Consider the following 16484-nt stretch of genomic DNA (forward strand, 5'->3'; position numbering starts at 1 on the left):
AGCTAGAAGTAATCCTGATTGCACAACCGCCATGATCTCTGATCCTGTCTCCGCAATCTGGACCACACGAGCTACTAACTTGGCTCGAAATGCTTTCATCGCTCAAGCCGGGAATCATTTCTCCATAACCCCAAGATGTGAGATCTTTAGCCAATTCGGCTTCGAACTCCGCGGATCAGCTCGTACTTACAACATAGACCTGGGTTCTAAAATCCAGTTCTAACCCACTCACCTCCCCCATCCCCTAACAGGGATGGGGTCTGTGTAAATCACATTCATACATTAGAAGTGTTTGTATTTTCCTTGTACAACCTATAAAATACTGACTTACTCTTCAATTTCACTTATTTTTAATAGTTATGTCTCCTGTCGTTATTTCAGGGATCAATGTTAGAAATTTAAAAAACGTTTCTATAGAATTCCTTTCCGGAGAAATCGTTTTACTCACTGGGGTGTCGGGGTCGGGAAAATCTTCCTTAGCTTTTGATACAATATATGCTGCTGGTAGGAAACGCTATATAGCAACGCTACCTTCGTTCTTTGCGAATATAACAGGAACTCTCCCCACACCTGATGTACAGGAAATTCGAGGCCTATCTCCTACGATAGCTGTAAAACAAAACTACTTTACACAACATGCGCACGCTACTGTTGGCAGTGCAACAGAAATCTTTAAACATCTCGCATTACTATTTTCTTTAGAAGCAGAAGCTAGAGATCCAGAAACAAAACAAATTTTAAATTTACAAAGCAAAGAAAAAATCCTTGCTATTCTCGAAGATATCCCTGACGGTTCACAGTTACTACTACTCTCTCCTATTTCCTCTGGGGATCAGAAAAATGTACAGGAACTTATTAAGCAGGGTTTCACAAAAATAAGAATTAATAATGAAACTGTCCCCATTTATTCTTTTTTGTCTTCAGGCATTGAAAACTATTACGAAGCGCAAGTAGTAGTAGATTCTTTTGTTAAAAATGACAAAAATTCTGCTCGTCTTAAATTAAGTGCCCTTACAGCCTTAGAATTAGGAAAAGGGCACTGCTTTGCCATGATCAATGGAGGAGAAAGTCTATCGTTTTCCACAGAAATACGTTCCTCTACATCCCAAGAGAAATTTACTCCTCTTACTCCAGATTTATTTTCTCCTAGCTCCATACATGGACGTTGTTTGCAGTGTCAAGGATCGGGACTATACATCACAATTGATGATTCTAATCTTATCAACCGTGATCTATCAATCCAACAAAACTGCTGTTCTTTAGCCCGTAGTAGTTTGTCCGTAGTATATCATGGAATCTACCAAGCTCTCGCAGACACTTTAGATTTTGACTTAGACACACCTTGGAAAGATCTTTCTGAAAATATTCAGAATATCTTTCTTTATGGTGGCAATAACCTCATCTTACCTGTCTATTTATTTGATCCTTCGTTAGGGAAAAAAAAACTCTCCCACAAACTGTGGCGTGGAATCTTGAATGATATCGGTGAGAAAGCCCGTTATGCAGCTGACCCACAACGACACATTCCAAAAGGAACCTCCTGTAACATCTGCCAAAAATGTTCTGGAACAGGTATCAATTCATTTGCCTTATCAGCTACGTGGCACGGAAAAACATTCGCTGATTTTTATCACTTATCTTTAGGAGATTTACATACTTTTGTGTCTTCTATAAAAACCTATTCAAGCTTTGTTAAAGAGGTACTAGATGGCCTTACATCACGTTTGTCTTGTCTTATTGATTTAGGATTATCCTATCTTACACCGGGACGTGCCGTTGCGACATTATCTGGTGGTGAACAAGAACGCACAGCCTTAGCTCAGCATTTAGGTTCAGGATTGCTAGGAATTACTTATATTCTAGATGAGCCATCGATAGGACTGCATCCCCGAGACACTCAAAAACTTATAGAAATAATCCAGAGACTTCGTGATCAAGGTAATACTGTTATTCTTGTTGAACACGATGAACAGATGATTTCCTTCGTTGATAGAGTTATTGATATCGGTCCTGGAGCAGGAATTTTCGGTGGCCAAGTACTTTTTAACGGCTCTCCTAAACAATTTTTGGAGACAAGCAATACGATTACATCTCGATATTTAAGAAATGAAGAAAAAATAGCCCTTCCTAAAAGAAGAGAGCCCCCAAAAGGGTTTCTTTCACTATCGGGTGCTACTATCCACAATCTAAAAAATATCTCCATACAATTACCTTTAGAAAGAATCTCAGCAATAACTGGAGTATCAGGATCAGGAAAATCTTCTCTTATCAATAACACCTTAGTTCCTGCTATGCAAGATTTCCTAGATGGAAATACCACTTCTAAACTAAGTATTACTGGAGGAGATATTGAACGTATTGTACACATCACCAGAGACCTTCCAGGAAGATCGCAGCGTTCTACTCCTATTACATACATTAAAGCTCTGGATGATATACGTGAGTTATTTGCCAATCAAACACGCAGTCGTCATTTAGGCTTTACCAAGAAACACTTCAGTTTTAATCTCCCACAAGGAGCGTGTTCTGAGTGCCAAGGTTTAGGGAGTTCAACAATTTCTGAAGATCTCTCTCCTCTTCCTTGTTCCGTATGTCATGGAAAACGTTTTCAATCTCAAGTATTAGAAGTAACGTATCAAGGGAAAAATATCTCTGACATTCTGGAAATGACAGCACACGAAGCGGAACAATTCTTTCAAATTTGTCCCAAAATTCATGAAAAAATCCATACATTATGCTTGCTAGGATTAGGCCATCTTCCTTTAGGTCGTCCTTTATCTAGCCTATCTGGAGGAGAAATACAAAGACTTAAACTTGCTTTTGAGCTTCTTATCCCTACGCAAAAACCCACTTTATACGTATTAGATGAGCCAACCACAGGTCTTCATACTCACGATATTAAGTCTTTAATTACTATCCTACTTTCCATGACTATGCAAAAGCATACGGTAGTAATTATCGAACATAATATGCATGTAATAAAAATTGCGGACCATATCGTAGAACTAGGACCAGAGGGTGGAGATCGTGGAGGTTATCTTTTAGCTTCCTGTTCTCCAGAAGATTTGGTAAACCTTTCTACCCCGACAGCGTTAGCACTGCGCCCTTACATACAAGATAACTCCTCTTCTATAATCTTAAGCCCCAAAACACCTGTAAAAAGTTCCCCCAAATCCATCACAATTCGTGATGCTCACCATAATAACCTTAAACATATAGACTTATCGATTCCTAGAAACTGTTTAACAACAGTGGTAGGACCTTCGGCATCTGGAAAATATTCTTTGGTTTTTAATGTTCTTTATTCCTACGGAAATATTGCTTATGCGGAATTATTCCCAACATATCTCAGACAAACTCTTATCAATAAAACTCCTCTACCTTTAGTTAAAGATGTTCGTGGTTTGTCTCCAGTTATCTCAATTAAAAAAACTAATCCGGGAAAAAATTCTCGTCATTCCGTAGCTTCAGCACTAGGGATCTCTAATAGCCTAGAAAAATTGTTCGCCACCTATGGCCACCCTCATATTCCTGAAACGAAGGAACCTCTACATAAAATAACCCTAGAATCTATTGTTGAGACTCTGCTTAAAAATTATGAAAATAACTACATAACCATTACTACACCTATTGAACTAGAGAACGATCGGGAATTTCTTCTAGATACGAAAAGAAAGGAGGGGTTTGTCAAACTTTATGCCAATGGCACTATCTATGATTTGGATGGCCCACTTCCTAAAAAACTAATAAACCCTGCAATAATCATTCAACATACAAAGATAACTAGAGGCAAAGCGTCCACATTACTTTCATCTTTAGCCATTGCATTCTCTGCATCGTCTTGTCCAATACTTTATCTAAATGTGTCTGGTGATCCTATTAGTCTATGCTACACGTTAGGTTGGTCTGATGCAGATGGGAATTCTTATCCTCAGATTACTAGAAAAACCCTTTCTCCTGAACATGAAGAAGGTCGATGTCCACAATGCAATGGCACCGGATCTATAGACACAATTTCTCTAGAATCGCATAAGAGTAAAATCTCGAATTATACTCCCATAGAATTATGGCAATTGTTTTTCCCTAATAGTAGCACAAAAGATCTAGAAAATCTCCTTAGCTTCCTTGGAATCGATCTCTCTACAAAAATTTGTGATCTCGACCCAAAACAATTTTCTATCCTTTGTAAAGGGAAAAAGCATGCTAAGGGATTAGATCATCTACTTACTCAACAACACTATTGTCTTACTTCATCCCAAATTCTTGATTCCCTGGTTCTTCCTATCTCGTGTCCTTTATGTCATGGCTTTGGAATTCATCCTTATGGACAAAACGTTCTGATAAATGGTGTATCTATAATTGATATTTATAAAAATGACTCGCAATATCTTAAAACATTCTTATCATCCTTAAACCGGGAATATGTGCATGACCTCTTAGAGCAACTTGCGTTGTTAGAACGAGTAGGTCTCGAATATATTACCCTAGGTCAACGTCAAGATTCTCTGAGTGATGGAGAAGCTTATCGCCTTCATATCGCTAAGAAAATCTCCACTAATTTAAGAGATATTGTTTATCTTCTAGAAGATCCCATTTCTGGCCTACATCCTAAAGATCAAACTTGTTTGATTCATCTCTTACGAGATTTAGTAGAGTCAAATAATACGGTAATCGCGACTGATAGAAACGATTTACTTCATGCATACACTGACAACACCATATACCTAGGCCCAGGATCTGGGCCAGATGGAGGATCCATAGTATCTGCTTTACCTCACATAGACACACATATTCCGTGCTCTAGTATATCCAAACAGAATCTACTAAAGATCGAGGTGTCTGCCCATAATCTCATCAATCTCAAAGTTTCCATTCCGTTAGGAAGTTTGGTAGCCATTGGAGGAGTATCAGGGTCAGGAAAAACTTCCTTACTTACTGAAGGCATTTATAAACATGCTGAGCACTATCTTAACCTAAAAGGTATGGAAAAAGAGTTTCAGAAGATTCTTTTCCTAGATTCCTACCCAATAGTAACGTCTATTCGCTCTGATATTAGCACTTATTTTTCCATAGCACCCGCGCTCAGGGAGTTCTACGCTTCTTTAACACAAGCTAAAGCCCTACAAATTTCTCCTTCCATGTTAAGTCCGAACACAAAACAAGGACAGTGTTCAGATTGTCTAGGGCTTGGATATCGTATGATTGACCGTGCATTCTATGCCCTTGAAAAACAAGTTTGCTCTGTTTGCTCTGGATTTCGCTTGAACCCTTTGTCTCAAGAAGTTAAGTATGAGGGCAAACATTTTGGTCAGTTATTGCAAACTTCTATTGCGGATATACACTCAATGTTCCCATTTATCAAAAAAATTCAAGCACCTATTAATGCCTTAATAAAGGCCCGCCTAGATTACCTGACTTTGGGACAAAATCTATCTTCTCTATCACGTAGTGAAAAAATCGCTATAAAAATAGCAAAACATCTCTATTTATCCCCTAAAGAACCTACTCTCTTCCTTTTAGATGAGCTGTCGTCTTCTCTGGATAATCTTAGAAAAGAAGAACTAATTCACCTACTTCGCCACCTTGTCACCTTGGGGCATTCTGTCGTTTATATTGATCACGATCGCAACATGTTGAAACATGCCGATTATTTCATAGAACTAGGACCGGGATCAGGAAGAAACGGAGGGAAAATTATTTTTTCTGGTCATCCTAAAGACAGTAAGTTATCACCTACATCGATTTGGAAAGACTTCCTATGAATTGATAGGAAAACGTTCGCGAGTTATGAGACGATACGCAGCTATTAGGGCAGCTTTATCCTTTTCGTCTCCGAGACAATGAGAGAATAAAATCTTTTGCAGTAACAGTTGTCTTTTCTCTTGATAAGATAACTGTGTATCGCAAACCCCCAATGCTGTATAAGATTTTGCAATGAGGCATCGTGGACGAGCATTATCTTCACAACACCCTGAGAAATGTATCTCCGCGAGCTGGCTGCCATCTGTAATTGCTAGCCAATAACCGAATATTAGAAAGGCATCCTGATTGTCATCAATCCAAGAATGTTCATCTAAAGAGAAAAGATATTCTTGAATCTTCTGACTATTCCTGGTACATAGTTGTGACATCAAACGGTAGGGTTTCAAGTGTTCTTCATTACATCGAGACTGTATTTGTTCTATTCCTAGAACAGTTTCATAATCCTTACCACTAAGCAAATTAGATTTCATAAACAAATCCAAGAGATAGAGCAGAAGTGTCTGTGATAATCGTTCCGAATTACGAAATACTTCTTGATGTGTTCTCTCAAAAAGAATTAATTCTATACTTTCGAGATAATCTAATAATTCATAGGGGGCAATTTCTACAACGTCTTCAGTGAAAATAGTAGTGCGTATATATCCTCGCAATACCTCACCATAATTTTTTATAAATTGCAGATCTCCGAGATCAGCAGCAACATAAAAAATGTCAGCTATTCCTTTGTAATCTTTGAGATTCCAATATCTTTGAAACAAAATAGGGAGGGCAAAAGTAAAACCTGACCAATAAATTAGAAAAAGTTCCATTTTTGAAGATCGAAACTTCATAGAGGAACGGTCTAAATGACAAAAAAGAGTGTCCTGTATTTTACCTTCGAAGTCTGATAAAAAACCTATCTCATCGTTGTCTCTGATAGATTCTGGAGAAATATGAAGAACAAGAAGGGTAAAAATTAGCGACAAACTATGTTTCTTATGAATAGTTTCATAAAATCTATAGATGACATGATCCTTCAAACGAGTAATGTCGGGATGATTCGCATATCTTTTCAAGCCAAGAAGAAGAGATTTAACCTCTTCATCATACTCTTTTAATCTCTGGTATACGAGCGCCTTCCCTAAATATTCTAAGGGGGCTGAAACACCCCCATGCAACTGAGAAAAAGCTTCTATAGCTTGAGAAAACCCTTCCTGAAACGATCTAGAAGATGCTTTTTCCAATAGAGCGATACCTAAACGAAACTGTGCTTCCCCTCCTTCTCTACGTCCTGGGAACGAAGCAACAATACGTTGATAGAGTGCAATTGCTTGATCATATAAATGTTCTGAAAGAAATGCATCAGGAATAGCCAAACAGCTCACCTTCAATGCACTGCTACTTTCATAAATAATAATGTTCCCTAAAACATGAGAAACATCTTGGACAATTATACCTATTCTTCCTCCTACAATAGGAAGATAGTCCATATGCACTATTGATACCTGATTATCGATAATCAGGGATATCTTATCATTTCTCTTCTCAAAACAAATTTTAAAATTTTTCTGTGATAAATCAAGACGTTGATAATTCTTCTGTATCTGCAGACCATTTTTGACCAATGATACACAAATACTATCTTCGGCAATAGATAACCAAAATCCATAACCATTAAAAAAATCTCCTTTATCAGCTTTGTCAACAGGAGGCATAATCACACCAAATCCTTCATACAAAGCATTTCGAGATAATGACAACTCTAGGCTAACTTCAGGGAAACTTTCTACATTAGAGACTAATAAGGTATACCATAACGTAGGCATGATCTTAGCCATCGGAAAGTATTTAGAAAGTAGAATAGATTCTTGTAGTTTCCAGCTATTTGGATCTATAGGACAAAGCTCTTTTTTCTTAATCCATTCTGGGGTCCCCTGCATGTGCTGTTCAATAGCTAACTTTAGCTCACCAACAGATTGATATCTTTTACTTGGGTCTGCTGATAAAGCTTTCATGACTATGTGCGAGAGGAATGGTGGAATTTCCCTATAGGGAGAAACCTCTTCAGGATTAGTGATTTGATGATAAAAATAAGATTTCTTTCCTTTCTTCTTACGATAAGGAAACGAAAGTGTCAACATCTGATATAGAATAACTCCCAAGGCGTACACTTCTGTAGACTCAGTGGCTGGTCTTCCTTGAAGACGTTCAGGAGCCATATAATCCGGAGTGCCCACAATCTTCCCGGGTATAGTCATATTAGAGAACAGAGTTTCTTCGACTTTATGATCGAGAGCAAGCAACATACTATCTTCAGAATCAATAGCAACTGCTGCTCCCCAATCTAGAATAACTACCTCATTGAACAAACCGATAAGAATATTATCTGGTTTCAAATCACGATGCAGAATACCACGAGAATGTACATACTCAACCGTTGAACAAATCTTATGAAATACTGATAAGAATGCAGATACGGAAGTCTTTTCCTCTAAGTCTTTGGGAGGCACATCACATTGCCAAACACTTTTGAGCAAGCTTTTCAACGTATGGCCTTCGATATAAGGCATAGTATAATAAACAGGATCGCTATCACTACAAATCGTGTAGACGGGGACAACACCAGGGTGGACAAGGTCAGCCGCTATCTTTGCTTCACGAAGGAAACGTTTTTTTAATAAGGGGTTGTTAGTAAGGTCTTCGCGAATACGCTTTAAAGCAACTTTACGCGAACAAACGCGATCATAGGCCAGGTAAACCTCACCCATCCCTCCCTTACCTACTATTCTGATAATATCGTAACGCTCCAAAAGTGTGATTACCTCTATTTAGAAAACGATGCAAGCTTATCAAGAATGCTTTGTAATTCTACACGATTATTTTTTAAAGATTCTTCTTTGTTGCGAACAAGATCGGGATTTGCTTTAGCACGAAAATCGTCGCTAGAAAGTAATCGTTCTGCACTTGCAATAGCATTCTCTAACCTAGTTTTTTCTTTCTCCAAACGAATCATTTCCTTATCAAGGTGCTCCTGTGGCACATAAATACCCAAACGAATACTATCTACAACGCCCAGACTATATAAACGATCTGTAGGTTCCTCTGTTAAAATTTCTACTGAAGACAAGCCTCCTAGTGCTTGCATCATAGGAAGATACTGAGAAATATCCATATCTATAGAGCATACAAAAGCTTGTAGAGGAACTCTCATATCTAACTGCATCTCACCACGAATATTCCTGATCGTGTAAACAAGCCTTTCAGCCAAAGTAAAAGACTCATGTAAATCTTTAGGAATAGCTACAGATAAAGGTTTAGGATAAGAAGCAAGCATACACGCTGAAGATCTGAGCATATCTAAAGCATGCCCCGTAATATTATCCCCCATACCTGAGGGAATGTCGCCTAACTCTTTTTTGACTTTTAAAAACAGAGTTTCTGTAACAAAAGGCACTATAGGATGCAATACACCCAGAATATTGATCAAAAGAACAGCAAGGAGTTTACGCTTAGTTAACCGTTCCCTATCAGAACCCTGCTTACCAAATAAAGTAGGTTTAATGATTTCTAGATATGTAGAACAAAGATTCTTACGGAAGAACTCATACCCTGATGAGGCTATTTTATCAAAAGCATAATTTGCATACGCATGCTCTAACTGAGCTAATAAATTGTTAAAACCATCTATAATATAAAAATCTTCTAAACCTAAAAGGGATTCATCAATGCCGTCTAGAAGATCTGTACCCGTCAACTCAGAAATATGCCCGAAAATAAACCTTGCACCATTCCACAGCTTATTTGCGAAATTTTTAAACTCTTCAAACAAGCGATAATCAAGATCTATTTGCTCACCTCGATTTGCACAAGAACATAGAGTCATACGTACAGCATCTGCACCATATTTACTAATCATTTCGATAGGGTCTATAACATTACCCTTTGACTTTGATAATTTCTCCCACTTGGCGACTACATTATCAGGTAATGGCTTACCCATGTCATACTCATGTTTTTCCAGTCCAGAAATGTAGTGCCATTCACCAATATCGTTATAGCGCTTGTAAGACTTACCAAAAATTAATCCATGTAAAAAGACGTCTGAAAAGGGTTTCTTGTCAACCATGGCCGAACATAATAAAATCATTCGAGTTACCCAGAAAAACAAAATATCATGCCCGGTGACTAAAACAGACGTGGGATAAAATTTTTTGAGATCTTCAGAATTAACATCAGGCCAACCTAAACAAGTTAAAGGCCATAAACCAGAAGAAAACCAAGTATCCAAAACATCAGATTCTTGATACCACGAGCTAGGATCCTTAGTGACCTCCTCAGGCTCGCCATCTCCATCATAACAAATAATTCTGTCTTCATTTTCTCTATGATACCAAACTGGAATTCTATGTCCCCACCACAACTGGCGACTAATACACCAATCTCTTAAATTATTTACCCAAGCAAGATAATTTCTCTTAAACTCACTAGGGAAAATCGTAATAGAATCACTAGCAACAAACTCTCTTAATTGATCGCGAAAATGTTCAACAGATACAAACCATTGCTTAGATAGATAAGGTTCTATTACCGCACCAGATCTATAAGAAACACCTATACGCACTTTATATGGTTGTTTTTTGACAAATAATCCTTTAGCTTCCAGAGCAGCGATAATATCAACACGAGCTTGTTCTTTACTCAATCCTGCAAATATTCCTCCATTCTCATTAATATCACCTGATGGAGTAAGAATATTAATCATAGGTAGGTCATGATTGATACCCATGCGGTAATCATCTTTGTCATGTGCAGGAGTAATTTTAACTGCCCCAGTACCAAAAGAAGGATCTACAGAGATATCTGCAATAACCGGAATTTCACGATCTACAAATGGAACCATGACAGTGGAGCCAATTAAATGAGCATACCGCTCATCATTTGGAGAAACTGCTATTGCAGTATCTCCAAGCAAGGTTTCTGGACGTGTAGTAGCTACTGTAAGATATTCATCATCACGCCCTAGCACTTTGTAATTGATGTAATACAACCACCCGTCTTGCTCCTCATATTCTACTTCATCATCAGCAAGAGCTGTCTGCAAAGTAGGATCCCAATTCACCAAATAGTAACCGCGATAAATATATTTCTTATCAAAAAGACATTTGAATGCCTTTTTAACAGCTCGATTTGCCAAAGGCTCCATGGTAAAACGTAAGCGTGACCAATCACAGGAACAACCCAGTTGACGCAATTGTGAAAGAATAACGCTCTCACTCTTCTCTTTCCAAGCCCAGATGTGTTCTAAAAACTCTTCTCTAGAAAACTCCATTCGCCTCTTGCCTAAAGAGGCATAAAGGTGGCGCTCTACAACAGTTTGTGTAGCAATACCTGCATGATCAGTACCGGGGATCCAGCACACTTCATACCCCGACATTCTCTTATACCGTATTAAAACATCTTGAAGAGTGTTTACGAGAGCATGTCCCATATGCAGAATGCCTGTGACATTAGGAGGAGGCATGACAATAGCATAAGGCAACTTATTACTTGAAGACTGAGCTAAGAACATTCCTGACTGTTCCCAAAAAGCGTACAATTCTTCTTCGACACCCTTAGGGTCGTAAACTTTTGGAAATACATCCTCTTCCATAATTCTACATCCGAAATCTTTATTTAAACTATAGGCTTTTTCCCATGCCACGAGACGGAAATCAAAAATATCTCTTGAAAATATAATGATAAAAACAACACAACGATCTTACCATAACAACCAATAAGTTTCGTCTCTCTGAACAATAAAAATCTATGAAAACTAATTAGGAAGATTAGGAAGATAGGATAAGCCTGTGAAAAAAATTAAGAATTATTAAAAGAAATAACTTCAGTCCACAAATGATGACGTCTAGTTATGATCTCACTATCCCCGCTGAATAGAGTGACTTTATAAGAAACAATTCCCTTGTACGCGTGATAGTCTTCATTTTTCAGGCAATAAATACGATATCCTGACAAACGATGCACTTCATAGACTAGAGTTTCGATATGTCCGTCACCACAATACAGATGAAGACGAAGAGTAGCAGGCAGCAAGTTGCGCATACGCCAAGGAAGATTCCAAGTCATAACAACTTGCTGACCGAAAATTTCATCTGTGCAATCACGACTTATACCGAGACGAGCGGCAGCACAATAATCGCTATCTATAAACTCAGTAAAAGAGGACAACGAAGGCTGCGAACAACTTGACAAGCCAATCAAACACAAGAAAGGGACAACTCCAAAGAGTAGAACCGTCTTAAAATAGTAATAACGCAAAAACAAAAGCAAAGAGTGCAAAAGATTCGACAATTCCTATAGATGCAAATGATTTACCATAAATTGCAGAAGAACGTGCATATGCTTGTATAGCACTAACGCAGCATTTCCCTTGCATAATTGCAGAAATCAATAAAGCCGCTCCAACAGAAATTCCCATTAAGATTGCTCCCACTGCAGCGACTTTTCCATCTTTGATACCGTCTCTGAGCAAAAGCATAAAAATCAAACCATAAATAGACTGAGATGATGGCATAGCTGACAAGCCAATAATCTTCCCGTGCCCTTCATCGATCCGAGACATAACAGCATGAGAAGCAACTCCTGCCATACCGCAACCAATAGCACTGCCTATCATTGCTAAACCCATAGCTAAAACTGGGCCAACAACAGATAAATCAATCATAAGTACCTCTACATCTTATTAGCAATGTTTCAAGGAAAGACGAGAGAGACAATTCACAAAACCTTGCCTCCCTATAGTCACAAGAACTGAATCTCCAAGAAAGATTGCGAAATTTTACCAAACCCTAGAATTATTATCTAAAGCAATCCCTAGAAATCCATATCTCCATAGCAAACTGTTTTCCGTAAAGGCCGAAGGAATCTCCCTCCTCCATCAAAACTATAGTGATACCATTCAATGAAGTTGAGCCTCAATCCATGAATTACTCCGCCCATAATGGATAAGATGATATTCACAGAATGACCAAACATGATGATCAGAAATGCAATAAATGGAGAAAAATTATTACTTATTTGAACAATAGTAGTGCCTACCATTGCCCCAGCTAATCCAAGGGCATAGATACGCAAATAAGAAAGAACATCTGAAAATACTTGGATAATTGCCGTTAGCTCATCAACACCACGCCAACCACGTTGCATAACAGCTCCAATGACTGCTAAACCTATGCCACCAAATATTGCGTATAACCCCAATACTCCTCCCAACTGGTAGGGAATATGAAATATGTAATGCACTAAAGATACAGCTTGTAAATATAAAGGCAGATAGAGATATGCTCCCAACATAAAAACAACCCACCCTATACCAGAGTACCGCTGTCTACTGTAACGCAACATACCTAGAGTCATATGTATTACGCCAATCAATAAAGCTAACTCCAACAAAATACTATCAATAAATTTGTCATAAACAATCGCCTTACCAACCGGCTCACCGGAACGTTGTTCTGTAGAAAGAAGAAAATCTTTAGGAGTAACTTGTTCTTTCAGTTTCGGATACTCATTAACTAATTCTTTGTAACCTTTGGGATGATATCGTAAATAATACTCTGCTTTTTTAAGAGCGAGGTTATGAGTCAGTGAGTATTCTCTCAAGGGACTAGTATACTTTATGGGAATGCCAAAAAACGACGACGTCGCAAATCCCCAACAAATACACCCGACTCCCAACATGGCAAACATTTTAATAAATCTTCTGAGTGCCTGGGATTTTTTTAAAGAACAGCGAGCCTTAAATGATAAGAAAAGGGACGATAGTAAGAAAATTAATCCATACCCACCGTCGTTAACAATCATTGAGAAAAAGAAGAAAAATGAAATAAATACCCATAAAGAAGGATCTTTATCAGATGAGGAAGGCGTGTCATAAATATTGACAAGATCTTCCCCTATACGACTAATGCCTGAGTTTTCAAGATATGTAGGCACAATCTCGTGATCATCGGGGCAGACTTTTGTCATATAAATGCCATGAGCATTGCAAAGCTTCTCAAGTTCCTGCGCCCTACTAGCAATTACCCAACCGGATACTGCAAATGCATGTCCTTTAAAAATGTCCTCAGCACTGTCCTCAGCATGTTTTAACTTCTGTTCATTATCGTAATTACAAAATCCCTCCACAATCTCTTGACGATATGCATATAACTCGCACAGCCTAGATGTCTTCCTATGAATGTCTTTATGTAATTGTGCCTCGCGTTCCATTAACTCATTTACAGAATGTGGAGACTCAATTTCAGTGAATATATCCTTAGATAAATTAACAACACCAACCACAGCATAATAATTAAAGGTATAGGCCGTGGAAAGATAGAAAACATTAGGTTGATCTACTTCTATATGATCATCCCCAGTATATTTACTGTAGAAGAACCTTATTGTTAAGCCCGTTTTCTGGGTAAACTCAGAAATTTCTTGAGAAGAAAACATCCCTAGAGGTTTTACTCGAACAATTTCCTTCTGCAAAGCTTTCACTGACTCTCTTAATCTGAGTATTTCCTGATGTAAGCAGAAGACCTCATCCAAAATTTGATCAACTGTAAGAATTTCACACTTTGAAGATACTAAATCACCACAGGCGTGCTCTACTTGTAAGGAATTAAGAATTTTTAAACACTCAGAAAAACGACGACACTTTTCATTATCTAGGAATCTTTTTGAGGTAATAAATTCAACAACACCTAAATCTCGACAAGCGAGAAAGAAGTCGGATTTATCCTTCCCAAGAAATAGATACTTATCTACATCTATGCGCATTTAGGAATCCTCTTTACGCTGTTGTATCTTTTTTTTGGCCATTTTTACCTGCCCAACATCAGTAATACTACGATCACTAAGAAAAATAGCGATCTTTTTCATTGCTTGTGTGGTTTCTGGTATCAACTTCTTTTCAAATAAATTCACGCGTATTGATACACTACGAAGTTCTCTTTCAAGAATGTCCTGTTTTTCTTTAGCTACTTCAACATAAACTTTGCTCAATACTAGTTCCTTAATGGACGCTATTAAAGTGTCCATCCAAATTGGTGTATCCAATAAAGAATAAGAAGTTTGCATCAAAACAACATCACGCACTACCGGAACTTCAACGCCCGTAATATTCTCGTATTCCTTCACTACCCGATCTACTTTGAAGCTATTGACAACCGCATCTACATAGAGAGGGATACTAAATAGCGGAGCAAAAGCATACACCATATCACGAGCTTGCTCGTAATCCTCCATACACTTTTCGGTATTACGAATAGCGTTCTGCGTTTCTACCTGAAGCAAAGATTTTTTCAACTTTAGAGTAGGTAAATACATTTCTAAGCGAGCTAATTTTGTCTTCTCAGACCTATAAGCATTCTTAGTAAGCTTTATTTGTGCAGACATGATTTAGGCCAATACTTGTTAATTAACTGTTCCTTAATCCCTACCTCTTCAGAATGAAAACTTTGCGCAAGAATATTCCATCCTATATCTAAAGCTTCCTCTAAAGGAATATTAACCTCTAAACTCATAAGTCTAGTTTCAAAAAGTTCAGCGAAAGATAAGAGTTTTTTATCCCAATTAGACAGTTTGAAGCCCATGGACATTCTTTCTGTTGCTTTGAGAGAATCTGCATACAACCGAATTAAAGCATTTGCAAGATCTCCGTGATCTTCACGAGTTACCTTACCGATAACTAATTGTTTCAAACGAGATAAGGATCCAAATGGATCAATACGATTATTCTTTAAATAGAATTGTCCTTCCGTGATGAATCCAGTATTATCAGGAACTGGATGTGTGATATCGTCTCCAGGCATCGTCGTAACGCTAATTATAGTGATAGACCCACCATTCGCAATATCTACTGCCTTTTCATAGCGATACGCTAAATCAGAATATAAAGATCCTGGATATCCACGATTTGCGGGGATCTGGTCCATGGTAATGGAAATTTCTTTAAGCGCATCAGCGAATGCTGTCATATCTGTTAATAAAACAAGAACATTTTTGTTCCTATTGACAGCGAATTGTTCAGCACAAGCTAAAGCCATATCAGGCACTAAGACACATTCAACAGGTGCATCAACTGCTCTATGAATAAACATAACGCTCTTGTCTGCAAAGCCAAGTCTTTGTGATTCTTCTACAAAGAAATTATAATCAACAAAAGTCAAACCCATACCACCAATGATTACAATATCTGCATCAGTTTGAGCAGCAATACGCATGAGTAAAGCATTATGGTTTTCACCAGATGAGGAGAAAATAGGAATCTTTTGTGATTTTACAAGACAATTAAATATGTCAATCATAGGGATATTGGTTTTCACCATCTCTCTAGGAACCACGCGACATACAGGATTAAACGTGGGTGTTGATATAGGAATCGGATCTCCGAAGCACTCTCCTTCACCATCAATTGGTTTTCCTACACCATTAAATCGCCTTCCAATCAACGATTCTCCAAAAACAACATCTATCGATCGGCCTAAAAATATTACACGATCACCCGTAGATAATCCGGAGGTACCTCCGAAAACTTGCAATGTAACCTTTTTAGAATCAAAACGTAATACGGAAGCATAGGACGATCTGCCATCTCCTCTTTTTATCTCTGCTAGTTCTCCTAACTTAGCTGACTCAGCTTCTACAGTTATTAAATTCCCTTTGATATCAGTAATCTTTGTATATATTGTCTGCATGTC

General features: G+C 38.0%; 9 protein-coding genes. 2 read left to right on the top strand and 7 right to left on the bottom strand.

The window, feature by feature from the left end; all coding sequences use genetic code 11:
- Together H359_RS05170 and uvrA are read left to right on the top strand one after the other, a co-directional pair.
- Positions 1-223 (top strand): autotransporter outer membrane beta-barrel domain-containing protein (locus tag H359_RS05170; protein WP_238318206.1); only part of this gene is annotated, 223 nt, incomplete at its 5' end.
- A gap of 130 nt (positions 224-353) precedes the next feature.
- The gene (uvrA, locus tag H359_RS03525; RefSeq protein WP_122974536.1) at positions 354-5762 is read left to right on the top strand and encodes an excinuclease ABC subunit UvrA; all 5409 of its coding nucleotides are present in this window, start codon (positions 354-356) and stop codon (positions 5760-5762) included.
- Here uvrA and pknD read toward each other — a convergent pair.
- From pknD to H359_RS03560, 7 genes are all read right to left on the bottom strand, one after another.
- Entirely contained in the window at positions 5757-8552 is a 2796-nt protein-coding gene (gene pknD / locus H359_RS03530) for a serine/threonine-protein kinase PknD (protein WP_021119606.1), read from the bottom strand. The genes uvrA and pknD overlap by 6 nt on opposite strands.
- A 14-nt stretch (positions 8553-8566) precedes the next feature.
- Positions 8567-11392 (bottom strand): valine--tRNA ligase, encoded by a 2826-nt coding sequence (locus H359_RS03535; protein ID WP_020370382.1) that lies wholly within the window; start codon positions 11390-11392, stop codon positions 8567-8569.
- Between the two features lie 206 nt (positions 11393-11598).
- A complete protein-coding gene (locus tag H359_RS03540) occupies positions 11599-12078 on the bottom strand; it encodes a hypothetical protein (RefSeq protein ID WP_035392169.1) in 480 nt (159 codons plus the stop codon).
- A complete protein-coding gene (locus tag H359_RS03545; RefSeq protein WP_020370385.1) occupies positions 12038-12463 on the bottom strand; it encodes an ATP synthase subunit C in 426 nt (141 codons plus the stop codon). The genes H359_RS03540 and H359_RS03545 overlap by 41 nt, the downstream gene beginning before the upstream one ends.
- A 149-nt stretch (positions 12464-12612) precedes the next feature.
- Positions 12613-14562 (bottom strand): V-type ATP synthase subunit I, encoded by a 1950-nt coding sequence (locus H359_RS03550; RefSeq protein ID WP_020370386.1) that lies wholly within the window; start codon positions 14560-14562, stop codon positions 12613-12615.
- Entirely contained in the window at positions 14563-15180 is a 618-nt protein-coding gene (locus H359_RS03555) for a V-type ATP synthase subunit D (protein ID WP_020370387.1), read from the bottom strand.
- Positions 15165-16481 carry a V-type ATP synthase subunit B gene (locus H359_RS03560; protein WP_020370388.1) on the bottom strand — a complete coding sequence of 439 codons (1317 nt, stop codon included), beginning with the start codon at positions 16479-16481 and terminating at the stop codon, positions 15165-15167. The genes H359_RS03555 and H359_RS03560 overlap by 16 nt, the downstream gene beginning before the upstream one ends.
- Positions 16482-16484: the final 3 nt, after the last annotated feature.

The sequence above is a fragment of the Chlamydia ibidis 10-1398/6 genome, assembly GCF_000454725.1.
GTDB lineage: Bacteria > Chlamydiota > Chlamydiia > Chlamydiales > Chlamydiaceae > Chlamydia > Chlamydia ibidis.